Source organism: Mycolicibacterium celeriflavum (assembly GCF_010731795.1).
In the GTDB taxonomy this organism is placed as follows: domain Bacteria; phylum Actinomycetota; class Actinomycetes; order Mycobacteriales; family Mycobacteriaceae; genus Mycobacterium; species Mycobacterium celeriflavum.
This window is the reverse complement of record NZ_AP022591.1, coordinates 3,055,957-3,080,062: the sequence shown is the minus strand read 5'-3', so window position 1 is coordinate 3,080,062 and position 24,106 is coordinate 3,055,957. Positions and strand designations below refer to the sequence as shown.

The window sequence follows — 24,106 nt, the reverse complement described above, 5'->3', positions numbered from 1 at the left end:
TGAACCTGGCGACGGAAACTGCTGAAAAGCGTCGTCAGATTCACACTGGAGCGCGCAACCGACTGCCTGCCTAGGCCGTTACGATCAGCCGCGTGAGTGACAACACTGAACCAGTCGTCCTGGTCGAACAGCGCGACCGCATCCTGATCATCACCATCAACCGGCCGCAGGCCAGGAACGCGGTGAACGCCGACGTCAGCCGCGGCCTGGCCGACGCCATGGACCGACTCGACGCCGAGGCCGGCCTGTCTGTGGGCATCCTCACCGGAGCCGGCGGCTCGTTCAGCGCGGGCATGGACCTCAAGGCGTTCGCGCGCGGCGAGAACGTCGCGATCGAGGGTCGCGGCATGGGCTTCACCGAGCGGCCGCCCGCCAAGCCCCTGATCGCCGCCGTCGAGGGCTACTGCCTGGCCGGTGGCTGCGAGTTGGCGCTGGCCACCGACCTGATCGTGGCGTCGAAGGAGTCGGCGTTCGGCATTCCCGAGGTCAAGCGTGGCCTGGTGGCCGGCGGCGGCGGCCTGCTGCGGCTGCCGCAGCGGATTCCGTACGCGGTGGCGATGGAGCTCGCCCTGACGGGTGAGAGCCTGTCCGCCGAACGCGCACATGAGCTCGGCCTGGTCAACGTGCTCGCCGAGCCGGGCCAGGCGCTCGAGGCGGCGATCGCCTTCGCGGAGAAGATCACCGCGAACGGGCCGCTGGCGGTGGCGGCGACCAAGCGGATCATCGTTGAATCCCGCGACTGGAACTCCCAGGAGATGTGGAAGAAGCAGGTCGAGATCTTCGGGCCCGTCTTCATGTCGAACGACGCCAAGGAAGGCGCGATCGCGTTCGCCGAGAAGCGAGCGCCGAAGTGGACGGGAACGTAGCGGGGTTTCTGCAGCCGTCGCCCGGGGCAACCGTTAGGCGTGGAAACGTTGACCCGGGCGCGGCACGCGCGGAAGCGCATCTTCAGAGCACAGCGGCGACTGTGGTTGGTGCAGGCCGCGCTGTGGCCGACATTGGCGCTCGCCGGTATCGGCGCGGTTGCCGCGCTGGTCGTTCGGTACCGCGGACGCGCCGACGGACCCGCGGCAGCGGTGCCCTCGCCAACCGACGGCCTCCCTCACCTCTAAGGAGACAGCGCATGGCGCAAGACCTGCCGATTGCCGACTACGACCAGCTGCCCATTACCGAGTTGCGGCACCGCATCCGGGCGCTCGACGAGCCGGCGCTACGCGCGGTGTTCGAGCACGAGACCGAGCACGGCAACCGGATCCCGGTGCTCGAGGTGCTGCATGCGCGGCTCAATGAGCTGACCCACGGCGCGGAGCCGTCGCCGGGCGACCCGGCCAACGCCCCCGGGGTCAGTGCAACGCCGGGCGGTTCGTCCGTGCAGGAATCGACGGCGGCGGAGGCCAACACCCCACTGCGGCACGGCGTCGCGAATCAGACTCCGGCGCGCGGCAAGCCCTGAGGGTGGCGCCGTCGGCCCGGTGTTGACCTGAACGGCCGTTGAGGTCGCAGGATTGTTCGCATGACATCTTCGCCGACGGACCTGGACGTAAGCCTCGACATCGCGGCCTACCTCGGCCGCATCGGATTGACCGGATCGACGCAACCGACGCTCGATACCCTGCGCGGGCTGATCGCCGCGCACAACCGGTCGATTCCCTTCGAGAACCTCGATCCCCTACTCGGCATCCCGGTCGCCGACCTCAGCGTGGGCCCGCTCGCCGACAAGCTCGTGAACCGCCGGCGCGGCGGGTACTGCTATGAGCAGAACGGCCTGATGGGGTACGCGCTGGCCGAGTTGGGCTACGGCGTGCAACGGCTTGCTGGCCGGGTGGTGTGGATGAACCCCTCCGGCGCACTGCCGGCGCAGACCCACGAGGCCCTCTCCGTCCGCGTTCCCGGAGACGACGAACCGTGGTTGGTGGACGTCGGGTTCGGCGGGCAGACTCTCTCATCGCCGATCCGGCTGGAGGTCGGACCCGTGCAGAGCACCCGTCATGAGCCCTACCGGCTGCGTCACCATGTCGACGGTTACCTGCTGGAAGCCGAGATCCGCGGCGAGTGGCAGCCGCTGTACACCTTCGACACCCGGCCGCAGCCGCAGATCGATCTCGAAGTCGGAAGCTGGTATGTGTCAACCCATCCCGAGTCCGGCTTCGTCACCGGCCTGTCGGCGGCACTGATCACCGACGACGCCCGGTGGAACCTGCGGGGACGCAACCTGGCAATCCACAGCGGCGGAAGCACAGAACGAGTTCGGTTCGACACCGCCGCCGACGTCCTCACCACGCTGACCGACCGCTTCGGGATAGATCTGCACGACCTCGGCGAGCACCGCGACATCGAGGCCCGCATCCACGAAGTCCTCGACCGCTGAACGCAACAGAAATTGTCATGTCATTCCGCGCGCGGTGCGACCATATTCGGCGAACCACTGGAATGGATGAGGGGCAACTGATTTGGCGACCGTCTACTACACCGCGTCCAGCATGGACGGCTACATCGTCGACGACCACGGCAGCCTGGACTGGCTGACCAGCCGCGACATCGATCCGAGCGGACCCTTCAACTACGAGGAGTTCATCGCCACGATCGGCGCTGTGGTGATGGGCTCGACAACCTACGAATGGATCGTGCGTAACCATCCGGGCGACTGGATGTACGAGCAACCGTCCTGGGTGATGACGCGACGACAGCACATCGTCGAGCGCGGGCACCCGGTGCGGACCTTTGCCGGCGACGTCGCCGACCTACACCCCGAATTGGTCGCGGCCGCAGCCGGAAAGGATGTCTGGGTCGTCGGCGGAGGTGACATCGCCGGGCAGTTCGTGTCGGCGGGCCTGATCGACGAGATGGTCGTGAGCTACGCGCCGTGTTCGCTCGGCGCGGGCTCACCGGTGTTGCCGGTGCGTTCGGAATGGACTCTGGTCGAGGCGGCGGTCAACAGGGAGTTCGTCTGCGCCCGGTGGCGAACGGCCTAGCGCCGGTCCGGAACACCATAGCGACGAATGAATTCCCTTGATCTGATGAGGAATTCGAGCTGCTCTGCGACGTCGCGCAGCGGGTCCACCGTGCGGGTGGATCGGCACAGCACCACCGCCCCCTCCAGCGCGGCGATGCACGTGATCGCGAGTGAGGCCGCGTCGGTCTGGTCGAAACCGTCGGAGACGAACGCGCGCGTCAGCGCATCGCGCCAGTGGCCGAAGATGCTGCCGGCGACGGTCGTCAACCGGGGCTCGTCGTCGGCCGACCCGATCGCCGCCGCCACCACCGGACAGCCCGCGACGAAATCGCTTTCCACGAGCAGCTCGTTCCAGAACGCCACGAACTTGCGCACCAGATACATGCCGCCCTTGGTCGCGGCCTCGTCGATGACCTCGGTGATCGCCTCACCGGCGTATTGAAGGGCCTCGGTCAGTATCTGGTTACGGCCCGCCGGAAAGTGGTAGTAGACCGAGCCGCGCGGTGCGCCGCTGCGGGCCAGCACCTCGTCGATGGTGAGGCCGGCAGCACCGCGTTCCCGCAGCACCTCGGCCGCGCTGATCAACATCTTGGTGCGGGTCGAAACCCGCTTGCTGGTGGTCTTGGTCGGAGCGGCTGACAGGACTACCTCCAGGGGAGTGGTCAGGCTGCGCGTGTGCGACGCATCAGCGCCGGACGCCAACCGTGGGCACGTGGGCTGAACCGGAAGACCGGCCGACGGCGGTCATGCACGTGATGCGTGAAGCGGTGGGCCGGCGAAGTTGACCTCAATGACCCACATCGGGCGCCTCCCTGTTTATGACAAACAGCATAAAACCAGCAACACAACGAGGCAATGGTTGTATTCCACATCACAATCGACAGGAGCGTGCGCAGGTAGCGGACGGGCGCTGGGTGCCCGTGCGCAAAGTCAAGACCGTTGATTATGGCCTACGGCATAATTTCGCCCGCCTCTCGCTCTCCACGCGAAGTGCAGGTCAGCGCCTGACCGGACGGCTACGCTCGGCCTCGACGCCGAGAGTGAAAGGCGCTCGTCATGAGCCACTATCGAAGCAACGTGCGCGATCTCGAGTTCAACCTCTTCGAGGTACTCGACCTCGACAAGGCGCTGGCGACCGGCGAGTTCGGTGACCTCGACGGCGAGTCGGTGCGGCAGATGCTCGACGAGGCCGCCCGCCTGGCCGAGGGTCCGGTCGCCGAGTCCTTCGCCGAGTCCGATCGGCATCCGCCGACTTTCGACCCGGCCACCCACGAGGTGACCCTGCCCGAAGTGTTCAAGAAGTCGTTCCGGGCTTGGCATCAGGGCGAGTGGTTCCGCGTCGGAATGGCCGAGGAGATCGGCGGAGTGCCCGCCCCGGCAGTCGTGGAGTGGGCGATCAACGAGTTGCCGCTGGGCGCCCAACCGGCGGTGTTCATCTACCACGCCGGATCGACGATGGCCCACATCCTCAACGGCATCGGCAACGAGCAACAGCGCCACTGGGCGGAGTTGATGGTGGATCGCAACTGGGCCGCGACGATGGTGCTCACCGAACCCGATGCGGGATCGGACGTCGGCGCCGGCCGCACCAAGGCCGTCCAGCAGCCCGACGGGACCTGGCATCTCGACGGGGTGAAGCGGTTCATCACCAACGGCGACACCGACGACCTGTTCGAGAACATCATGCATCTGGTGCTGGCCCGGCCTGAGGGCGCCGGGCCGGGCACCAAGGGGCTGAGCCTGTTCGTCGTGCCGAAGTACCACTTCGACCCCGACAGCGGTGAAATCGGCGAACGCAACGGAGTCTTCGTCACCGGCCTCGAACACAAGATGGGGCTGAAGGTGTCGGCAACGTGCGAGCTGACGTTCGGCCAACACGGCGTGCCGGCGGTGGGCTGGCTGGTCAACGACACCCACAACGGCATCGCCCAGATGTTCAAAGTCATCGAATACGCCCGAATGATGGTGGGCACCAAGGCGATTGCCACCCTCTCGACCGGCTACCTCAACGCGCTGGACTACGCGAAGACCCGGGTGCAGGGCGCCGACATGACCCAGATGACCGACAAGAACGCCCCGCGGGTGACGATCGTGCACCACCCCGATGTGCGACGGGCGCTGCTGACGCAGAAGTCCTATGCCGAAGGGCTGCGGGCGCTCTACCTCTACACGGCAGCCCACCAGGACAGCGTCGTCGCGCAGATCGTCTCCGGTGCCGACGCCGAGATGGCCGACCGCGTCAACGATCTGCTGCTGCCGATCGTCAAAGGCGTGGGATCCGAGCGCGCATACCAGTGTCTGACCGAATCGCTGCAGACGCTGGGCGGTTCGGGCTTCCTTCAGGACTATCCGATCGAGCAGTACATCCGCGATGCCAAGATCGACTCGCTCTACGAGGGCACCACCGCGATCCAGGCGCAGGACTTCTTCTTTCGCAAGATCGCCCGTGACCAAGGCACGGCATTGACGCACGTGTCCGACCAGATCCAGCGGTTCATCGCCAGCGACACCGCGCGTGCCGAGCTCGCCGAGGGCCGCGCCCTGCTGGCCGCTGCGCTGCAGGACGTGCAGGCCATGACGGCCACGCTGACCGGGTACCTGATCTCCGCGCAGGAGAACCCGCGCGAGTTGTACCGCGTCGGTCTGGAGTCGGTGCCGTTCCTGCTCGCGGTCGGCGACCTGTTCATCGGCTGGTTGCTGTTGCGCCAGGCCGAGATCGCGCTGGCGGCCATGGACGGCGACGTATCCGACAGCGACCGCGCGTACTACACCGGCAAGGTCGCCGCCGCAAACTTCTTCGCCAAGAACATGTTGCCGCCGTTGAGCGCCCGGCGTCGCATCGTCGAGAAGGTCGGCCTCGAGGTGATGGATCTACCCGAAGCCGCGTTCTGAAGCGTCAGTCCTCGGGGGTGTAGCCGAACGGCAGCAGCACGCTCTTGTGCTCGACGTAGGCCTCGATGCCCTCGGGGCCGTTCTCACGGCCGATACCTGAGTTCTTGTAGCCGCCGAACGGCGCGCCCGGATCGAACGCGTACATGTTGACCGCGTAGGTGCCGGTGCGGATCTTCGAGGCGATTTCGAGGGCCTTCTTGTTGTCGGTGGTCCACACGCTGCCGGCCAGCCCGTAGACCGAGTCGTTGGCGATGCGGATCGCGTCCTCTTCGGTCTCGTAGGGGATCACCGCCAGCACGGGCCCGAAGATCTCCTCCTGGGCGATCGTCATCGAGTTGTCGACGTCGGCGAACACCGTCGGCTGTACGAACCAACCGCTGTCCAGCCCCTCGGGGCGCCCGCCGCCAGTGACCAGCCGTGCGCCCTCGTCGACGCCCTTCTTGATGTAGCCCTCGACGCGTTCGCGCTGCTTCTCGCTGATCAGCGGGCCGATCGCGGCGTTCGGGTCGTCGGGCAGCCCGACCGGCATCGCCGAGATGAAGTTGGCGATCTTCTCGACGACCTCGTCATAGCGCGACCGCGGCGCGAGGATGCGGGTCTGTGCGACGCAGGCCTGGCCGCTGTTCATCACGCCGGAGAAGCCGAGCATCGGCAGCGTCGAGTCGAGATCGGCGTCCTCGAGGATGATGGCCGCCGACTTGCCGCCCAGCTCCAGCGTGCAGGGCTTGAGCCGCTCGGCGGCGATCTTGGCGACCTCCTTGCCGACCGCCGAGCTGCCGGTGAACGTGTACTTGTCGATTTCGGGGTTGGCGGTCAACGCGCGGCCGGTCTCCGCGGCGCCGGGGACGATCGACAGCACACCCTCGGGAAGGCCCGCCTCGGCGAACATCTCGGCCATCGCGAACACCGACAGCGGCGTCTCGGCGGCGGGCTTGAGCACGATGGTGCAGCCGGCGATCAGCGCAGGCCCGAGCTTGTTGGCCGCCAGGAAGAACGGCACGTTCCAGGCGGTGATGGCGCCGACGACGCCGATCGGCTCCCGCACGACCAGCGTCTGGCCGTAGATGCCGTCGCGGATCTCTTTCCAGGCGAACTTGTCCGCGGCGCCCGCGTAGTACTGGAACGCCGACATCGCGGCGCCGTACTGCATCATGTCGACGATCGTCTGCGGCTGGCCGGTCTCGGCGGCCAGCAGGAACTTCAGCTCGTCGCCGCGCTCCTCCATCAGTTTGGTGGCGGCGCCGATCACGGCCGCGCGCTCCTGCGGCGACATCTGCGGCCACGGGCCCTCGTCGAACGCCTTACGGGCGGCTGCGCAGGCGGCGTCGACGTCGGCCTCCTTGGCCAGCGGCACCTTGCCGACGAGCTCGCCGGTCGCCGGCGAATGCACCTCGATGACCTCAAACGACGACGGCTCTACCCACTTGCCGCCGATGAACAGCTTGTCCCATTCGGTCCGAAACGTGGTGCTCTGTGTCATGCCCGTCACACTACCTACGAAGCGGCGAAAGTAGAACCTGTTCCAGTCGGCGGCCGCAGGACCAGCACCAGATTGCTCACCAGGAACTCTCGGAGCACCGGGACGTTCGTCAGCGACCACGCCCATCGCGGGTGGTAGCGGGGGAAAGCAGCGACCAGGGCTCCGGTGCTCGCCGCCCACTGCAACCCGTCGGCTGCCGACACCGCGAACAGTGACGAGCCGTAGTTGTTCTTCGCCGGATGGCCGTGCTTGCGGGTGTATCTGCGCGCCGCGCGGGCGCCGCCGAGGTAGTGCCACAGCCCGGTCTCGTGGCCGCCGAACGGGCCCAGCCACACGGTGTACGACAGCACCACCAACCCGCCCGGCCTGGTGACCCGCAGCATCTCCCGCCCCATCCGCCATGGCTGCGGCACGTGCTCGGCGACGTTCGACGACAGGCAGATGTCGACGCTGGCGTCAGCGAACGGCAACGCCATCCCGGACGCCCGCACATACGTGGCCGCCGTCGTCGTGGCGGGACCGCCGTGCATCTCGGCCGGATCGGGTTCCACGCCGATATACCGAAATCCCTTGTCGCGGAAAGTCTCCGAAAAGTAGCCTGGCCCGCCGCCGACGTCGAGCACAGTACGGCCTTCCGGTGACGAGCCGTCGACGCCGTGCCACAGGTCGGCCACCATCGTGGCGGTGTCCTCGGCGAGCGCGCCGTAGAACCGGGCCGGGTCACGCTGCTCGAACCGGAATTCGCTCAGCAGGCGCAGCGACCGCGACAGCGTCGCGCGGCGAGCGAACAGGTCCGTGACCACAGCGCGACCCTACGCAGCCATTAGGCTGGGGCGGATGTCTGCCCGTCCCCTCAAATCGGTGTTGCTGCTCTGCTGGCGCGACACCGGCCACCCGCAGGGCGGCGGCAGCGAGGCCTACCTGCAGCGCATCGGCGCCCAGTTGGTCGCTTCGGGCGTCGAGGTCACGCTGCGCACCGCCCGCTATCCGGGGGCGCCGCGACGCGAGGTCGTCGACGGGGTACGGGTCAGCCGTGGCGGCGGGCGCTACACCGTCTACATCTGGGCGGGGTTGGCGATGGTGTTGGCCCGCATCGGGCTCGGGCCGCTGCGGCGCGTGAAGCCCGACGTGGTGATCGACACGCAGAACGGCATCCCGTTCATGGCCCGTCTCGCCTACGGGCGTCGCGTCGCTGTGCTCGTGCACCACTGCCACCGCGAGCAGTGGCCGGTCGCAGGCGCGGTCATCGGTCGGATCGGTTGGTTCGTCGAATCGAAGCTGTCGCCGCGGACGCACCGGCGCAACCAGTACGTCACGGTGTCGCTGCCGTCGGCGCGCGATCTGGCGACGTTGGGCGTGCGTCCCAGTCAGATCGCGGTGGTGCGCAACGGGCTCGACGAGGCGCCGGCCTCGACGTTGACCGTTGCGCGCGCGTCGACGCCCCGGGTCGCGGTGTTGTCACGATTGGTGCCGCACAAGCAGATTGAGGACGCACTCGAAGCCGTCGCGGCGCTGCGGCCCCGCATTGCAGGTCTGACGCTCGACATCGTCGGCGGCGGTTGGTGGGAGCAGCGACTCGTCGAGCACGCCGCGCTGCTCGGTATCTCCGACGCGGTGACGTTTCACGGACACATCGACGACGAGGCGAAACATCATGTGCTGCAGCGGTCCTGGGTGCATGTGTTGCCTTCGCGCAAAGAGGGTTGGGCGTTGGCGGTCATCGAGGCCGGTCAGCATTCGGTACCCACGATCGGCTACCGGTCCTCAGGCGGGTTGACCGATTCGATCGTCGACGGGGTGACCGGCCTCTTGGTCGACGACTTCGACGGGCTGGTCGACGGCCTGGATGAGCTGCTGTCCGATCGGGTGCTGCGCGAGCAACTCGGAACCAAAGCGCATGTGCGCTGCGGTGAATTCTCCTGGCAGCAGAGCGCCGCCGCCATGCGCACGGTGCTCGAAGCGGTGCACCGCGGCCAGTACGTCAGCGGCGTCGTGTAGGTAGAGGCGGCGTGTCGATCTCGCACTTCAGGCGCGGCGCACCGCGGATACGACGGTCCAGGGTGATGACGGTCGCGTCCAGCGTCTCGGCTAGTGCGACATATGCCGCGTCGTAGCTGGACAGATTCTCCCGGAGTTCCCAGATTCGATCGGCAAGCAAGTCGTAGGGCCAATACTCGATCGCCAGGTCGAGAAGGTCGGTGTGCGCTTGTACGGCTTGGTCGGGCGTGATCGTTCCGGCGAGTTCTTGTCGTCGCATGACGTTGGCACACTCGAACGGCAGAAAGGTCGGGGCGTAGAGATCTCCTTCGCTGATCTTGGCGGTGGCCCATCGACCGTCATCGCCGGAGTCCAGTAGAGCGGCCAGGATCGTGGAGGCATCGCAGACGACGCGCAATCTCAACGCTTCTCCGCATCTTTGTCGGCGAGGATCGTCGCCGCGTCGAGTCGGCTTCCGGTTGCAGCAACGCGCGCTCGTGCCCGGGCAAGAGTGTCCTGCACCGTCGGTTTGGCGGCGGTTTCGACAAGCATTCCGCGCAGGTATTCCTGAAGCGACTTCCCGGACCTGGCCGCCCGAACAGCCAACTCATCGCGCACGTCGTCGGGGATGTCACGGATAGTGATGGCAACCATCCCTGCAGTTTAGCTGCATTGCTGTCAATATGCAGGCGCCCTCGTCGACGAGGGCATCTCGGTTGAATCAACGAGACTTCAACGGCCCTGACGGCCTCTAACCGCCGTGACGAGTGCGACGCCGCCACCGACGAGGAGCAGCGCCAGCCACGCGATGTGAGCGGCCAGCACGACGCCGCGCCCGTCGGCCGGTGGCGACGAGCCACCGACCCGGTACAGCGTGAGGTCGTCGTCGGTATACGCCACGGGTAGCGGCAAATGCGTTGTCGGAAAGCCGGATTCGACGCCGCTTGATTCCACAACGACCCATCCGACGCCGGCATCGGCCAACGCGTCGCGATCGGCGCCCTCGACAAGGATTTCCTGCACCTCGCGCGCCCGTTGCCCCTCCCCGTGGATGATCTGGCCGCCGATCTCGAGGTCGCCGGTGCTCAGCACCTCCGCGCGAACCCAGCGCGGCAACGGGTCGAGCACGGGCGCGTCACCCGCCCAGTCGAACAGCCGCATGCTGCCAACCGGCAGAACGGCGACGGGGCGCGGATCGGTGTTGATCATCGCGGCCACCTTCGCCCAGCCCGGCGGGTACTGCACCGGCGCAACCTTGCCGCCCACCCCCCATGCCATGTCCGGCAGCGTCGCGATGAGCGCCGCGCAGCACACCAGCGCGGCCACCGCGCCCGGCGACCAACGGCGCGCGGTGAGCACCGCCGCCGCCCCGGCCAGCGCGTAACCGGGCACCGCCAACGCCACCCACTTCTGCGCGTCGCGTACCACCCCGAGTCCCGGCAGCGCGCGGATCGCGGCCTCGACGACGGCGAGCCCCGGCCCGGTGGCCATCAGCGCGGGCACCACCACCGCGACCGCGGCCAGGGCCAGCAGCGGCACCGACGCAGGTCGACGCAGCACGACCGGCAGACCCAACGCCACCACGCCGAGCAACACCGCGGTGCCGACGACTGCGAAAAGCGTTGTGCGCGAGGCGGGCACCGCTTCTCCGTTCCAGATGCCGCCCAGCCCGGCCAGGGTGACCAGGGTCCCGAGGCCCGGCTCCGCCCGCGCCGCGAACGCAGCGACACCCTCGGCCTGCGACGACTCCAACGACTGCGCCACCGTCGCCGCGACCAGCCAGGGCAGCGCCGCGACGACCGCCACCGCCAGCCCAAGCCCCGCGCACCGCCACCGCGACCATCCGTCGCCGGGCGCGAAGACGCAGACCAGCGCGACGGTCGCGGCCAGCATCAGCCCGGTCGGCGTCAGCCCGGCCAGCGCAATCCAGAACACCAGACCTGCCCCCGCCGACCACGACGGCCGAGCCCGCATCCCGAGCATCGCGGCGGCCACCCACGGCAGGCATCCGTAGCCGACGAGAAGGCTCCAGTGGCCCTGCAGAAGGCGTTCGGCGACATACGGGTTCCACACCGCGATCGTCGTCGCCACGCACTGACCGGCCACCCCCGACTCGGGCACCACCGCGGCGGCCAGGCGGGCCGCGCCCCAGCCCGCCAGCCACAATCCGGCGATCAGCAGCGATTTGACCACCACTGCGCCGTCGACGACCGACGACGCGACTGCCACAAAGAAGTCCTGCGGCAGCGCCCGCGGTGCCGCCTCGGACAACCCCAGCGCGGCGTCGGACAGATAGGAACGCGGCGTCGACACCGCGTCACGCAACAGTAGGTACCCAGGTGCGAGCAGGGGCGCCGTCACGGCGAGGACGAGCACCAGCGCATAAGCCGGCGCGACCAGCGACTGCGCCCGCAACGGCGCGGCCAAACGCGTGATCAGACCGGTCTGTCCGGGGGCAGGTCGGGTGGTCTGGACGTCGGTATCTTCTCGGTCTTGGCTTCCGCGCCGGGCACCTTGATGCCCTGAGTGTCGAAGAACCCGTGGTCGGCCTCGTCAAGCCCGGGATCGATCAGCGCCGACTCCGCGCGCAGGCTGAACGAGCCGAGCAGCGCGCCGCCGACCAGTAGCACCAGGCCCATCGCGGTGAACGTGATCGGCAGGATGCGGCCCCACAGCGCGACCCGGTCGCGCTCGTCGCTGGCGCTGGCGACCTGGGATTCGACGGTCTCCTCGTTGTACGAGACCTTGTAGTCGACGAACGTCACCTCGGGCTTGAGCGGCTCGCGGGCGTAGTAGTGGTAGCCGTGCTCGTCCTTCTTGACGATGGTCCCGGACACCGGATCGACCCAGAAGGTGCGCTGCGCGGCGTAGTACCGCGACATCGTGATCGGCTCGTCGGGCTCACCGGGCACACCCCACATCGCCGCGCGCGCAGTGACCTCGCTGTCGGCGTCGTCTTCGTAGAGCGAGGCGTACTTCACCGGCTCGACCAGCTTGCCGTCCGCGTCGTAGCCGACGTTCTGGCTGAACCGGTAGGTCTTCATGCCGTTGACGTCTTCTTCGCCCTCGTAGTTGGCGTCGAACGCCTTCTGCGCGATCGGGTCGAACACCGAGTAGGTCTTCTTCTCCGTGTCGAAGGGGAACCGGTAGGCCAGCCCCTCGTGCGGCAGCGCGATGTTGGTCGGCGGCTTGTCATCGTTGATGGCGCGCGGCTTCTGCACCGCGCCGCCCGGGTTGCTCTCGCTGGACACCGCTTCGGCCGTACTGCGGTTGACGGTCACGGTGTCGACCAGCGCCAGCAGCAGCCCGGTGTCCTGTTGTTTGTCGGTTCGGCGCAGCGTGCTGCCGACCTGCAGCGTCACCACGTCGGCGTTCGACGGGGACTCCACCGAGATCTGCTCCTGCATCGCCATCGGCACGTCGCGGTCGATGACGAATTTGGCCGCGTTGAGCGATGCCGGGTCGAACGCCGTCCCGGTGCCGTCGCTGATCAGCGTGGCATCGAGGTCCAGCGGGATCTTGGCGATCTTGCTGTGGGTGTAGGTGGACAGCAACAGCGCGGCGATCAGTAGGGCGGCACCCAGCCCCAGGATCCCGCACGCCGCAATACGCAGCGCCACTGCGCGGTTCAAACCGTGCCTCCCATATCCCGCTCCTCGCGTCCGCGGCTTCACCCGGTGGTACGCCCGCAAAAACCCGTTTGACCCTAACAGCACAATTTAAGGTCGTCGTTTAGTCCGAGCGCATCTACCCGCGGCCCCGGACTACCCGTATTCAGCGGGTTTCGATCGTCCCGGCACACTGATTGCCGTGGGCAGCATCGGAAACGTGGAGGAAGTCGGCGGCACTCGCGGATTCCTGCCTGCCGTCGAAGGCATGCGGGCCTGCGCGGCGGTCGGCGTCGTCGTCACCCACGTGGCCTTTCAGACCGGCCACACCGGCGGCATCAGCGGCCGGCTGTTCGGCCGCTTCGACCTCGCGGTCGCGGTGTTCTTCGCGCTGTCGGGCTTCCTGCTGTGGCGCGGGCATGCCGCGGCCGCGCGCGGGCTGCGGCCGATTCCGCCGACCGGCCATTACCTGCGCTCGCGGATCGTCCGCATCATGCCCGGCTACCTGGTTGCGGTGGTGGTGATCCTGTCGCTGCTGCCCGATGCGAAGGCCGACCTGACCGTGTGGCTGGCCAACCTCACCCTCACCCAGATCTACGTGCCGCTCACCTTGACCTCGGGGCTGACGCAGATGTGGAGCCTGTCGGTCGAGGTGGCGTTCTATCTCGCGCTACCGCTGCTCGCGCTGCTGGTGCGACGGGTGCCGGTGCGCGCCCGGATTTCCGTCATCGGGGTCGCAGCGGTCGCCAGCCTCGGATGGGCGGTGCTGCCGATCGCCACGTCCGCCGGCGTCAACCACCTGAACTGGCCGCCCGCCTTCTTCTCCTGGTTCGCCGCGGGCATGCTGCTCGCCGAGTTGACGGTGGCGCCGGTCGGATGGCCGCACCGCCTAGCGCGGCGGCGGGTGCTGATGGCGGTCATTGCGGTGGCCGCCTTTCTGGTCGCGGCGTCACCGATCGCGGGCCCCGAGGGGCTCACCCCGGGCACGGTCAGCCAGTTCACCGTCAAGATCGCGATGGGCACGGTGGTCGCCGCCGCGCTGGTGGCCCCGCTGGTGCTCGACCGCCCCGACACCTCGCACCGACTTCTCGGCAACACGACGATGGTGACGTTGGGCCGGTGGTCCTACGGGCTGTTCATCTGGCACCTTGCCGCGCTGGCGATGGTGTTCCCGGTGATCGGCGAGTTCGCGTTCAACGGGCACATGCCGGTGGTGCTGGTGCTGACGGTGGTGTTCGGGTTCGCGATCGCCGCGGTCAGCTACGCGCTGGTGGAGTCGCCGTGCCGGACGGCGTTGCGGCGGTGGGAGTTTCGTCACGAACGCCCGGTACCGGCGCTGGACTCGTCGGTCAGCGGCGCGCCTGAGCCCGTCGCGCGCTAGCTGGTTTGCGCGGCCCGCCGCGCGATGACCTCCTCGCGCACCGCGGAGCGACGCGCCTTGCCCGCATCATCGCGCAACGGCACATCGGTGAACTCGACCGTGCGTGGCACCTTGTGGCGCTCGAGGCGCTCCGAGAGGAACGCGATGACGGTCGCCTCGTCGAGATCACCATCGGCCTGCACGAGCGCATGCGGCACCTGGCCGAGGTCCGCGAAGTCGGGGTCGGGAACACCCACGACCAGACACGACAGCACTGCCGGGTGTTCGGCCAGCGCCGACTCGATCTCGGCGGGGTAGACGTTGCGGCCGCCGACGGTGAACATGTCGACGCGACGGTCGTTGAGATAGAGGAAGCCGTCTTCGTCGAAATAGCCCAGATCGCCCAACGAGTCCCAGCCGTCGCGGGACTTCGCGGTCGCGCCGACATAGCGGTAGGTCGGCGCGCTACCCGGCGACGGGCGCATGTAGATCTCGCCGGCGACCCCCGGCGGACACTCGTTGCCGTCGTCGTCGAGCACCTTCATCTCCCCGGCAACGACGACGCCGACCGAACCCGGGTGCGTCAGCCACTGGTCGCCGGAGATGAACGTCAGCGCCTGTAACTCGGTGCCGCCGTACAACTCCCAGACTGCGGCCGGACCCAGGATGTCGATCCACGCCTGCTTGACGGTCGGCGGGCAGACCGAGGCCACATGCCAGAACCGCCGGATCGACGACAGGTCGTAGGCGTCGGGGTTCGCCCGGTAGATCGGCAGCAGCCGCTGCATGATCGTGGGCACCGTCGTCAGGAACGTCACCCGGTGCTCGGCCACAAGACGCAGGAACTCGTGCGGTTCGAACCTCGGCATCAGCACCAGGTGATGGCCCTGCACCAGGCCGATCGCGAACGTGGTGAAACCGGTGTTGTGGCTCAGCGGCACCGACAGCAAGTTGACGTCGCCCTCCTGCGCGCCGAGCGGGTACCCGGCGGCCGGCGGGAATCGGCCGTCGCCACCGGATTCGATCAGCTTCGGCCTGCCGGTGCTCCCGCCGGAGGCCATCGCCTTGAACACCGGCGACACCGCCTCGGGCAGCGGCGCATCCGACAGCCCATCGTCGGGTACGTAACCCGTTGGCACGCTGGGTGTCTGGCCGGTCGGGTCGTCACGGCCCACCAGCAGCGCCCGCGGCTTGAGCTCGAGTAACGCGGCGAGTTCGGCGTCGGGCAGCCGCGGCGAGAGCGGCTGCGGAACGGCGCCGAGCTTCCACGTCGCGAGCACCGCCTGCACCCACGCGATCGAGTTCGGCAGCACCACGGTGACGTAATCACCTTGCCGGACACCGAGTTCGGCGTAGGCGCGGGCGAGCCTGTTGGTCGACTTGTCGAGCTCACCCCGCGTGATCGTGACGCCCTCGCAGGTCGCCGCCGGTGCGTCGGGTGCGGCCGCGGCGAGAAGCGACACCTGGGTCCCGATCGGTGGGATCGGTCCGGTCATCTCAGTAGCCGCCCCGGGTCTCGAAGATCCGGCGCGGGTTGTCGACGAGCATCGTGGTCAGGTGCTCGTCGGTCACACCCCGCTGCTTGAGTGCGGGGATCACGTCGTTGTGGATGTGCAGATAGTGCCAGTTCGGCATGGTCGCCGGGACAAGCGCTTCCGGTAACCAGTCGATGAAACAGGACGCGTCATGCGACAGCACCATCTTGTCGGCATGCCCGCGCTCGCACATCTTCGCGACGGTGTCCACCCGGTCTTCGAATCCGAGGAACACGTCCACACCGAACCGGTCCATCCCGATGTAGGAGCCGTTGCCGATGAGCTCTTCCAGGTAGTCGAGATCGGTGGTGTCGCCCGAGTGACCGATCACCACGCGCGAGAGGTCGACGCCCTCCTCGGTGAAGATGGCTTGCTGATCCAGGCCGCGCTTCGTCGCGGCATGGGTGTGGGTCGAAATGGGTACGCCGGTTTCCCGGTGGGCTTGCGCGACCGCCCGCAGGACCCGCTCGACACCCGGGGTCACACCGGGTTCGTCGGTGGCGCATTTGAGGATCGCCGCCTTGACACCGGTTCCTGCGATACCGGTGGTGATGTCACGCACGAACATCTCGACCATCGGCTCGCCGAGCGGGGTGTCCGGCCCGCTGAAGTGGAAGAACATCGGCACGTCGTTGTAGGTGTACACGCCGGTCGCCACGACGATGTTGATGTCCGTCTGCGCGGCGATGCGCTCGATGCGCGGGATGTAGCGCCCCATTCCGATCACCGTGAGGTCGACGATGCTGTCGACGCCGCGCGACTTGAGCTCGTTGAGGCGGACGACGGCGTCGGCCTCGCGTTTGCCCTCGTCGCCCCAGACTTCGGGATAGTTGGCCGAGATGTCGGGGGACTGGATGAAGACGTGCTCGTGCATGAGCGTGACGCCCAGATCTCCGGTCGATCGCCCCGCGGGCGGTGTTCAGCTGCGGCACTCGGCCGATGCTACGAGATAGCGATCGGTCAATCGGGTACTTGAGAACTGTTCATACAGAAAGGCCACAACCGCATGGCGGCATCGTCCACTGTCCACGCCGCGCCGTCGGCGTGGGCGCCGCTGTCCTCGCCGATCTACCGTGCGCTGTGGATCGCGCAGTTCGTGTCGAACCTCGGTACCTGGATGCAGACGGTCGGCGCGCAGTGGATGCTGGTCGCCGATCCCGGCGCGGCTGTGCTGGTGCCGCTGGTGCAGACGGCGACGGCGTTGCCGGTGATGCTGCTCGCCCTGCCCTCCGGTGTGCTGGCCGACCTCGTCGACCGGCGACGGCTGCTGATCGCCACCCAGTCGGCGATGGCGGCCGGCGTCTCGCTGCTGGCGGCGTTGACGGGCGTCGGTCTGGCCACCCCGGCGGTGTTGCTGATCCTGCTGTTCCTGATCGGCTGCGGTCAGGCGCTGACCGCACCGGCGTGGCAGGCGATCCAGCCCGAACTCGTTCCCCGCGAACAGATCCCGGCCGCTGCTGCGCTGACCAGCCTGGCCATGAACGGCGCCCGGGCGATCGGGCCGGCGATCGCGGGCGCGCTGGTGTCGCTGTCGGGGCCCACGCTGGTTTTCGCGTTGAACGCGGTCTCGTTCGTCGGCATCGTCGGGGCGCTGGTGGTCTGGCGCCGCCCGGCCGCGCAACGGTTGCTGCCGACCGAGAGACCGTTGTCAGCGCTGAGCGCCGGTGGGCGATTCATCCGGAGTTCACCGGTGGTGCGGCGCATCCTGTTGCGCGCGCTGCTGTTCATCGCGCCGGCCAGCGCACTGTGGGGTTTGCTCGCCGTCATCGCCAGCCGGCAACTGAGCCTGTCGTCGGCGGGATACGGCGTGCTGTTGGGCGCGCTGGGGGTCGGAGCGGTGTGCGGTGCGACGTTTTTGTCGCGGCTGCAGACGGCGTTCGGGCGCAACGCGCTTCTCACCGGCGGCGCGGTCGGTTTCGCGATCGCCACCGTGGTGCTGGCACTGGTGCCGGTGTTGGCGGTGGTCGTCGTCGCGATGCTGCTCGGCGGGCTGTGCTGGCTGCTCACCTTGTCGACGCTCAATGCGTCTATGCAGCTGAGCCTTCCGGCCTGGGTGCGGGCGCGCGGGCTGTCGGTCTACCAGTTGGTTTTCATGGGCGGGCAGGCGATCGGCTCGCTGGTATGGGGCCTGGTGGCCGGCGCCACCACCAGTGTGACGGCGCTGTTGATCAGTGCGGGGCTGCTGGCTGCCTGCGCGGTGTCGGTGCTGTGGTGGCCGCTGCACCGGGGCACCGGCGATCTGGACGTGGAACCGTCAGCGCACTGGCCGGAGCCGGCGCTGGTGTTCGAACCCGCACCACCCGATGGACCGGTTGTGGTGCTGAAGAGCTATCGCGTCGCGGCGGAGAACGAGGAGGCCTTCGTCGCGGCGATGGAAAGGGTGAGGCGCTCGCGACAGCGCACCGGTGCGGTGCAGTGGCGGCTGTTCCGCAGCGGCGAATCGCCCAACACGTTCGTCGAGGCGTTCGTCGTGCGGTCGTGGGATGAGCATCTGCACCAGCACATGACCCGTCAGACCCGGCAGGACCTGCTCGTCGAGCAGGCGGTCGACAAGTTCGTCATCGGCGAGTCCACGCTCGTGCACCTGATCGCCGTCAACTGACCCGCTTGTCCGCGCTCACCGGCACGGTCGAGGCGGCGACGGCGGCGACCGACACCAACGCCAGCAGCTGCACCCCCCACGAATGTCCGACGTAGCCGTCGACCGATCGCCACGGGTTCTGGCTCAGTACCGCGCCGGCCAGAATCAGTCCACCGGCCGATATGCCGACAGTAGTTGCTTCGCAAAGCTTTTCGCGGTCGCGAAGTAGGCGGCGAACGCCCAACGCGACGCCGACCACCACGACACCCGCCAGCCCGGAGATCGCCGCTCCGACAGCAAGCGCGGCGGCCAACGCGATCGCGTGCGGCCGCCACACCGGCACGGCGTCAAGGGGTGGCTGGCGTCTGCGCACCGGGAGGAACGCCAGCAGCGCGAGTATCGGCAGCAGCGCCAACCCGCCGATCAGGCCGACGCGGTAGGGCCCGTTCGACGGGAAGGTCAGCGTGACCGGCCCCGACGTTCCCGGGGGCAGCACCCAACCCTGCTGCCAGCCGTTCACGGTGATCGGCGTCAGTGCGGTCCCGTCGCTGTCGTGTGCGACCCACCCGGGGTTGATGCTTTCGGGCACGACGAGCACCCGCGACGCCGGAGACGGCGCGACGCTCACCTCCCGCCGGTCCGCGCCCCATGCACCGGTCCGAGCGGGTGTCGTTGGCGCCGGGCGTATCTCGCGGGCCAGCGGTCCGGACAGTTGCGCACCGTCGACGATGAACGCGGCACCCGGGCTGATCACCAGCTCCTGCTGACCAGAGGGCAGCAGAATCGGTTCGCGTCGGCACGGTTGCGCCTCGACGGGCGCGCCGTCGAGCAGGGCGCCGACGGTCGTGGTGAGCGAGGTCTGAATGAACTGGCCGGCGACACCGATGACCGGCCCACGCCCGCAGGGCAGTTCGATTGTGCGGTCCCGATTTCGCGCCGCATCGGCGGCCGCGATCGGCGCGCCCCGGATGTCCAGCGCTGTCACCTCGGCCAGCCCCGGCGGCTTGAGTTGGTCGAAGCCGAGCGCCGTGCGGTCGATGACATCGTCCCACACGAGGATGGACACCGTGACGGTGTCGGTGACCCGCGGCTCGAGGTTCAGGGCCTGCGCGCCCGCGTCCCCGGCCACCCGCCGGATCTGCGGCCCGTCACCGAGGTCGATGGCCAGCAGCGTCGGATGTGCGGGCAGCTCAGAGGAACTGGGTGTCACCTGCAGCCCGGCGACCTCGCTGCGCCGGGGCAGTTTGAGCGTCAGCGTCGGTGGCGTCTGGTGCTGCACGACGCGTTGCGGGGCGGTCCACGCGGTGCCGGGGTCGCCGTCGGCCGCCGCGTAGGCCGAGCCCAGTATGTCGATCGGATCGGCGTCGCCCAATGCGCGGGCGGCGCCCGGCGCTGCGACCAGGTCCGCCAGCTTGGGCCCCTGGCGGGCCCGCACCCACACCTTCGGGGTCACCGCGATCGGCGTCGGCACCGTCAGAGTCCTGCTGAGGTTCACCGGCTCCTCGGGCGACAGCGCCATCGCGGCGGCGCACCTGATACCCGTCGGGCTTTCCGCACAGCCCGATCGGCCGAGCAACTCCGAGCCCAGGTCCCATTGCGCCACAGTGGAATCCGGCGGAGGTCCGGGCACCGCGACGGTGTGGCGCAGGCTGACGGGATGGGCGAAGCCGTTCGCGTCGTACTGGGTGACGGCGATGTCGGTGAGGCCGAATTGCACGCCGGGCGACCCGTCGTCGGTGGCGACCGCGGTGATCCGCACCCACGGCGACTCCCCGTAGGGCAGCGCCGTGGTCAACGGTTTACCGGCCTCGTCGAAACGCAGGGTGCTGGTTCCGTTGACGGTCGAGATCTCGATGCGGCGGATCTGCGCGCCGACCGCCGTGGCGCTGGGCGTGACGGTGATCGTCGCGTTGGTCACCGGATGTTCGAAGTCGACCTGTAGCCACTGCCCGATCGCCGACTGCAGCGCGTTGGACACCCAACTCGTTGACGGGTCGGCGTCGATCGCCGCGGCCGCACCCGCGGCGGGTGCGACGTTGGGCAGCGCGGTGGAATCGGCCGCCGAACTCGACACCGTGACCCGGCCGCCGCTCCACTGCCCGTAGACGAGATCGGCTCCGGGAGAAGGGTAGTCGATGACCCTGTTGTGGGTGTGCCGGGCATCGTCGGGCGTGCGGATCGCCGACGAGTGGTCGTCGACGCGGCCATAGTCCGTTTCCCGCGCGAGCGGGGTGTCGGTGACGGTGACGACCGGAGTGGACAGGCCGGCCGCGCGGGCGTCCTGTGTGAGCAGCATGGGGCCCAGCGGCGGCTGACCGAGCAGTCGTCGGCGTTCGTCGAGTCGGAGCAGGGCTTCGGGCGCACCGTCGACGCGCGCCATCCTCTCGGTGTCGACAAGGTACGGCGTCACCGGCGTTTCGGCGTGCACGCGGTAGATCTCGACGGCGGGGTAGCGGGGGCGCAGGCCGCTGTCGGCGACGAAACCGGCCAGGGTGCCGGCCCCCACCGGATCGCCGAACTGGGCGACCTTCTCCAGGCCGGGCGAGCCGTCGATGGCCCGGTGCACCAGCAGCGGCCGCGCCGAGCGCGACGACTCCGGGTCGAGGTCGTTGCGCACGACCACATACGAAATGCCCTGTCGGGCAAGGGTATCGGCCAGTCCCGCGGACGGGCGGCCCGTCGCGAAAAGCCGCTGCACGGAGTCCAGCGCGCGGATGGTCTGCGGCGGCGTCAGCGGAATCGAGTCGCGCACGCCCCACGGGCTGTCGCCGAGCACCTGGAGTGGTTCGTCGTGGCTGTTGCCCCACACCTGGGTGGCGAACGGCGCGCCGGGCGCAACGAGGACGCGGCCGTCGGTGTTGTGTTCGTCGAGCCAGTCGGCGGTGTCGTGCCAGTACTGCGGGATGGCGTCGAAAGCGCCCGGCGGAGTGAGCCGTCCGGTCCACGCGAGCGAGGTTCCGGCGGCCAGCGCGACCAGCACCACGATCCCGACGGCGACCCGCTTGTCGCGTTCGGGGTGGGCCAGCGCGCTCGTCCACTCCAAGCGCGGCGCACTGCCCGGCAGCGGGATCCGGCCGAGCAGGTGCGCCAACCCCAACGCCAGCGGCAGGCGCAGCAGCGGTTCGAGCTTGTGCAGATTGCGCAACGGCGTTCCGGACGCGTCCAGGAACGCCTGAACCTCCAGTGCCACCGGCGATCCCAGTCCGCCGGAATAGCCGATCGCCAGCAGCGTGACACCGGTCAGCAGGATGGTGATCAGCCGACCGCGGGCCGGCATCGTGCGCATCGCCAACCCGGCGAGCCCGGCGGCCGCGACCAGGGTGGTGGCCAACACCGCGACCGAACCGGTAACCAGCGACGCGCCAGCCGTCGCGTTCGGTGCGACGAACGGCGTCCACGCGTCGGTGCCGCGCAGCATCTCCGTTAGCGACATCCACCGCGTAGTGACGCCGGAGGATTCGATGAAGTCGAGGAACGGCGGACTGACCCGGCCCAACAGCACCAGCGCGACCACCCACCACAGCACCGCCAGCGCGATACCCGCCGCCCACCATGCGGCGAACCGCCACCACAGTCGGGTGGGGCGGTGACATGCCAACCAGATGACCGCGCACAGGCAGCCGGTGAGTGTGGCCACCGCGTTGACCGCACCCATCAACGCGATCGCCACCGCCGACCTCGCGGCCAGCACCCGCACCCTCGGATCGCCGCGCAGCGCGAGGATCATCGGGAGCAGCACCCACGGCGCCAGCATCATCGGCAGCGTCTCCGAGGAGATCGCTCCGAGCGTGGTCAGCACCCGCGGTGACAGCGCATAGGCAACCGCAGCGATCACCCGTGACGTCGGACTGCCGATGTTCAAAGCTTCGGCCACCCGCAGCACGCCCCAGAACCCGACGACCAGCAGCAGCGCCCACCACAACCGCTGAGTCACCCATCCGGGCAGCCCGACGACGTCACCGATCAGAAAGAACGCGCCGTGCGGAAACAGATAGCCGTACGCCTGGTTCTGGGCCTGCCCGAACGGCAGCTCGCTGTTCCAGAGGTTGAACGCGCGGGTGAGAAACCGCAGAGGATTCGCGGTCAGGTCGAGCTTGGTGTCGGGCGAAATCTGGCCGGGTGACTGGGCGAAAGTCAGGACCAGCGCCGCGGCAGCGGCCACCCACAGCCAACGCCGCGGGAGCGGCGCGGTCTCAGCTGCGGTCGCCGTACTCGACCCTGTTGAGCACCGAGGACGCCGGATCGCCCGCTTGCAGAGGAGGCCTGTTGTCCTGCTGCACCATCAGCGTCACGCCGAATACGGCTGCCGCGCCCAGCAGCAGGCCGACCACGATGCTGGCGGCGGCGGGCACGAGGAACCGATCCATGGGGGCAAAAGTAGCACGCGGCCGATGTCCGCAGATGAACATGTGTTCCGGCGGTCGAGCGGACCCGGCTCGCCGACCAGGAGATAGAACTGAGCGTCCAGTGCCGTTAGTGTCGAGGCCCATGGCCTTGACATCGAGGAAGACATCGCGGATCAGGACGCTCTGCGCACTGGTGGCACTGACCGGGCTCGTGGTGGCCTGTTCGCCCGGCGAGCAACCCGCCGACCCGTCCGCCATCTCCGAGGCGCCACTGACGAAGGCGGCCAGTGCCGTGCCGAACGCCCCGGCTCGGCTGCCCGACGCGCCGGCGGCACCCGCGTGCGGAGCCGGCGAGCAGTTGCTCTCGGCGATGTCGACCCGCGACAAGCTCGCGCAATTGCTGATGGTCGGTGTCACCGGCGCGGCCGACGCCCGCGCGGTCGTCGACAGCCACCATGTCGGCGGCATCATGATCGGCAGCTGGACGGACCTGTCGATGCTCTCCGACGGATCGTTGGCCGACATCGCAGGTGCGGCGAACCCGCTGCCGCTGGCGGTCAGCGTCGACGAGGAGGGCGGCCGGGTGTCGCGGCTGGCCCCGCTGATCGGTTCCCAGCCGTCCCCGCGGGTGCTGGCGCAGACCAACACCCCCGAGCAGGTGTACGACATCGCGTTCAAGCGTGGGCAGCAGATGCGCGGGATGGGTATCACCATCGACTTCGCCCCCGTGGTCGACGTCACCGGCGCCCCCGACGCCACGGTGATCGGCGACCGGTCGTTCGGTTCGGACCCGACCGTCGTCACCGATTTCGCCGGCGCCTACGCTCGCGGGCTGCGCGATGCGGGGGTGCTCCCGGTGCTCAAGCACTTCCCGGGCCACGGCTCGGGCTCTGGCGACTCGCACACCGGCAGCGTCTCCACGCCGGATCTCGCCGAGCTGCAGAAGACCGACCTGGTGCCGTATCGGACGCTGACCACGCAGGCACCCGTCGGCGTGATGGTCGGGCACATGCAGGTGCCCGGGCTGACCGGAAGCGACCCGGCGAGCCTGAGCCCGGCGGCGTACGCGCTGCTGCGGTCCGGCAATTACGGCGGCCCGCCGTTCAACGGTCCGGTGTTCACCGACGACCTGTCATCCATGCAGGCCATCTCCGACCGATTCGGGGTGGCCGAGGCTGCCCTGCGCGCCCTGCAGGCCGGCGCCGACAACGCGTTGTGGGTCACGACCGGTGAGGTGCCCGCAGTGCTCGACCGGCTGGAGAAGGCCGTGGCGGCCGGCGAGCTGTCGATATCCAGCGTCGACGCATCGGTGCTGCGGTTGGCTGCCATGAAGGGGCCCAACCCGCGCTGTTGACACCTGGCGTCCACCGATTG

Annotated in this window: 20 protein-coding genes and 1 pseudogene; 10 read left to right on the top strand and 11 right to left on the bottom strand. The window is 68.7% G+C overall.

Going from position 1 to position 24,106, the window contains the following annotated elements; translation table 11 throughout:
* Positions 1-83: 83 nt before the first annotated feature.
* The 5 genes from G6N18_RS14955 (at position 84) to G6N18_RS14935 (ending at position 2,972) form a co-directional block, all read left to right on the top strand.
* Positions 84-866, top strand: coding sequence for a crotonase/enoyl-CoA hydratase family protein (locus G6N18_RS14955; RefSeq protein WP_083003748.1), 783 nt, complete (start codon positions 84-86; stop codon positions 864-866).
* Between the two features lie 39 nt (positions 867-905).
* Positions 906-1,112: a hypothetical protein gene (locus G6N18_RS14950; RefSeq protein ID WP_083003752.1), complete on the top strand. Its 207-nt coding sequence runs from the start codon at positions 906-908 to the stop codon at positions 1,110-1,112.
* A gap of 11 nt (positions 1,113-1,123) precedes the next feature.
* Positions 1,124-1,453: a DUF8129 domain-containing protein gene (locus G6N18_RS14945; protein ID WP_067224476.1), complete on the top strand. Its 330-nt coding sequence runs from the start codon at positions 1,124-1,126 to the stop codon at positions 1,451-1,453.
* A 60-nt stretch (positions 1,454-1,513) separates the two neighbouring features.
* Positions 1,514-2,368, top strand: coding sequence for an arylamine N-acetyltransferase family protein (locus tag G6N18_RS14940; RefSeq protein WP_083003755.1), 855 nt, complete (start codon positions 1,514-1,516; stop codon positions 2,366-2,368).
* 82 nt (positions 2,369-2,450) lie between these two features.
* Positions 2,451-2,972 (top strand): dihydrofolate reductase family protein, encoded by a 522-nt coding sequence (locus tag G6N18_RS14935; protein WP_083003759.1) that lies wholly within the window; start codon positions 2,451-2,453, stop codon positions 2,970-2,972.
* Here G6N18_RS14935 and G6N18_RS14930 read toward each other — a convergent pair.
* Entirely contained in the window at positions 2,969-3,541 is a 573-nt protein-coding gene (locus G6N18_RS14930) for a TetR/AcrR family transcriptional regulator (RefSeq protein WP_083003850.1), read from the bottom strand. The genes G6N18_RS14935 and G6N18_RS14930 overlap by 4 nt on opposite strands.
* 468 nt (positions 3,542-4,009) lie before the next feature.
* On the opposite strand from G6N18_RS14930, the gene G6N18_RS14925 reads away from it, so the two are divergent.
* Positions 4,010-5,845: an acyl-CoA dehydrogenase gene (locus tag G6N18_RS14925; RefSeq protein WP_067224469.1), complete on the top strand. Its 1,836-nt coding sequence runs from the start codon at positions 4,010-4,012 to the stop codon at positions 5,843-5,845.
* 4 nt (positions 5,846-5,849) lie between these two features.
* Here the strand turns inward: G6N18_RS14925 and G6N18_RS14920 are convergent, their stop codons facing one another.
* Positions 5,850-7,325, bottom strand: coding sequence for an aldehyde dehydrogenase (locus tag G6N18_RS14920; protein WP_083003763.1), 1,476 nt, complete (start codon positions 7,323-7,325; stop codon positions 5,850-5,852).
* 14 nt (positions 7,326-7,339) lie between these two features.
* A complete protein-coding gene (locus G6N18_RS14915; protein ID WP_083003768.1) occupies positions 7,340-8,128 on the bottom strand; it encodes a class I SAM-dependent methyltransferase in 789 nt (262 codons plus the stop codon).
* Between the two features lie 34 nt (positions 8,129-8,162).
* Between G6N18_RS14915 and G6N18_RS14910 the strand changes: the two genes are divergently transcribed.
* Complete coding sequence (locus G6N18_RS14910) at positions 8,163-9,323, top strand: glycosyltransferase family 4 protein (RefSeq protein ID WP_083003772.1); 1,161 nt, start codon at positions 8,163-8,165, stop codon at positions 9,321-9,323.
* Here the strand turns inward: G6N18_RS14910 and G6N18_RS14905 are convergent.
* From G6N18_RS14905 to G6N18_RS14890, 4 genes are all read right to left on the bottom strand, one after another.
* The gene (locus G6N18_RS14905; protein WP_109749493.1) at positions 9,307-9,726 is read right to left on the bottom strand and encodes a type II toxin-antitoxin system VapC family toxin; all 420 of its coding nucleotides are present in this window, start codon (positions 9,724-9,726) and stop codon (positions 9,307-9,309) included. The two genes, G6N18_RS14910 and G6N18_RS14905, sit on opposite strands and share 17 nt — an antisense overlap.
* On the bottom strand, positions 9,723-9,956 hold the full coding sequence (locus G6N18_RS14900) for a FitA-like ribbon-helix-helix domain-containing protein (RefSeq protein ID WP_083003777.1): 234 nt from the start codon (positions 9,954-9,956) through the stop codon (positions 9,723-9,725). The genes G6N18_RS14905 and G6N18_RS14900 overlap by 4 nt, the downstream gene beginning before the upstream one ends.
* A 78-nt stretch (positions 9,957-10,034) precedes the next feature.
* Positions 10,035-11,729: an MmpA family trehalose lipid delivery protein gene (locus tag G6N18_RS14895; RefSeq protein ID WP_234806198.1), complete on the bottom strand. Its 1,695-nt coding sequence runs from the start codon at positions 11,727-11,729 to the stop codon at positions 10,035-10,037.
* 8 nt (positions 11,730-11,737) lie between these two features.
* Positions 11,738-12,934: a cell envelope lipid trafficking protein PgfA gene (locus tag G6N18_RS14890; RefSeq protein WP_083003780.1), complete on the bottom strand. Its 1,197-nt coding sequence runs from the start codon at positions 12,932-12,934 to the stop codon at positions 11,738-11,740.
* 244 nt (positions 12,935-13,178) lie between these two features.
* Between G6N18_RS14890 and G6N18_RS14885 the strand changes: the two genes are divergently transcribed.
* A complete protein-coding gene (locus G6N18_RS14885; protein WP_083003856.1) occupies positions 13,179-14,291 on the top strand; it encodes an acyltransferase family protein in 1,113 nt (370 codons plus the stop codon).
* Here G6N18_RS14885 and G6N18_RS14880 read toward each other — a convergent pair.
* Together G6N18_RS14880 and G6N18_RS14875 are read right to left on the bottom strand one after the other, a co-directional pair.
* Entirely contained in the window at positions 14,288-15,766 is a 1,479-nt protein-coding gene (locus G6N18_RS14880) for an AMP-binding protein (protein WP_083003783.1), read from the bottom strand. The two genes, G6N18_RS14885 and G6N18_RS14880, sit on opposite strands and share 4 nt — an antisense overlap.
* A 1-nt stretch (position 15,767) precedes the next feature.
* Positions 15,768-16,737 (bottom strand): annotated as a pseudogene (locus G6N18_RS14875) (phosphotriesterase family protein).
* Positions 16,738-16,811: 74 nt separating this feature from the next.
* On the opposite strand from G6N18_RS14875, the gene G6N18_RS14870 reads away from it, so the two are divergent.
* Positions 16,812-18,407 (top strand): MFS transporter, encoded by a 1,596-nt coding sequence (locus tag G6N18_RS14870; RefSeq protein ID WP_083003786.1) that lies wholly within the window; start codon positions 16,812-16,814, stop codon positions 18,405-18,407.
* On the opposite strand, the gene G6N18_RS14865 is transcribed toward G6N18_RS14870, so the two are convergent.
* Together G6N18_RS14865 and G6N18_RS14860 are read right to left on the bottom strand one after the other, a co-directional pair.
* A complete protein-coding gene (locus G6N18_RS14865) occupies positions 18,400-22,554 on the bottom strand; it encodes a DUF3367 domain-containing protein (RefSeq protein ID WP_276060548.1) in 4,155 nt (1,384 codons plus the stop codon). The genes G6N18_RS14870 and G6N18_RS14865 overlap by 8 nt on opposite strands.
* Before the next feature lie 25 nt (positions 22,555-22,579).
* A complete protein-coding gene (locus tag G6N18_RS14860) occupies positions 22,580-22,753 on the bottom strand; it encodes a DUF2613 domain-containing protein (protein WP_082683956.1) in 174 nt (57 codons plus the stop codon).
* A 121-nt stretch (positions 22,754-22,874) separates the two neighbouring features.
* Between G6N18_RS14860 and G6N18_RS14855 the strand changes: the two genes are divergently transcribed.
* A complete protein-coding gene (locus tag G6N18_RS14855; RefSeq protein WP_109749494.1) occupies positions 22,875-24,086 on the top strand; it encodes a glycoside hydrolase family 3 N-terminal domain-containing protein in 1,212 nt (403 codons plus the stop codon).
* The last annotated feature ends 20 nt before the right edge of the window (positions 24,087-24,106 follow it).

Bases quoted from the DNA above. Each gene is read 5' to 3' on its own strand.
- G6N18_RS14945 (WP_067224476.1), top strand. From the start codon at position 1,124: ATGGCGCAAGACCTGCCGATTGCCGACTACGACCAGCTGCCCATTACC.
- G6N18_RS14940 (WP_083003755.1), top strand. From the start codon at position 1,514: ATGACATCTTCGCCGACGGACCTGGACGTAAGCCTCGACATCGCGGCC.
- G6N18_RS14930 (WP_083003850.1), bottom strand. From the start codon at position 3,541: ATGTTGATCAGCGCGGCCGAGGTGCTGCGGGAACGCGGTGCTGCCGGC.
- G6N18_RS14925 (WP_067224469.1), top strand. From the start codon at position 4,010: ATGAGCCACTATCGAAGCAACGTGCGCGATCTCGAGTTCAACCTCTTC.
- G6N18_RS14920 (WP_083003763.1), bottom strand. From the start codon at position 7,325: ATGACACAGAGCACCACGTTTCGGACCGAATGGGACAAGCTGTTCATC.
- G6N18_RS14910 (WP_083003772.1), top strand. From the start codon at position 8,163: ATGTCTGCCCGTCCCCTCAAATCGGTGTTGCTGCTCTGCTGGCGCGAC.
- G6N18_RS14900 (WP_083003777.1), bottom strand. From the start codon at position 9,956: ATGGTTGCCATCACTATCCGTGACATCCCCGACGACGTGCGCGATGAG.
- G6N18_RS14885 (WP_083003856.1), top strand. From the start codon at position 13,179: ATGCGGGCCTGCGCGGCGGTCGGCGTCGTCGTCACCCACGTGGCCTTT.
- G6N18_RS14880 (WP_083003783.1), bottom strand. From the start codon at position 15,766: ATGACCGGACCGATCCCACCGATCGGGACCCAGGTGTCGCTTCTCGCC.
- G6N18_RS14870 (WP_083003786.1), top strand. From the start codon at position 16,812: ATGGCGGCATCGTCCACTGTCCACGCCGCGCCGTCGGCGTGGGCGCCG.
- G6N18_RS14860 (WP_082683956.1), bottom strand. From the start codon at position 22,753: ATGGATCGGTTCCTCGTGCCCGCCGCCGCCAGCATCGTGGTCGGCCTG.
- G6N18_RS14855 (WP_109749494.1), top strand. From the start codon at position 22,875: ATGGCCTTGACATCGAGGAAGACATCGCGGATCAGGACGCTCTGCGCA.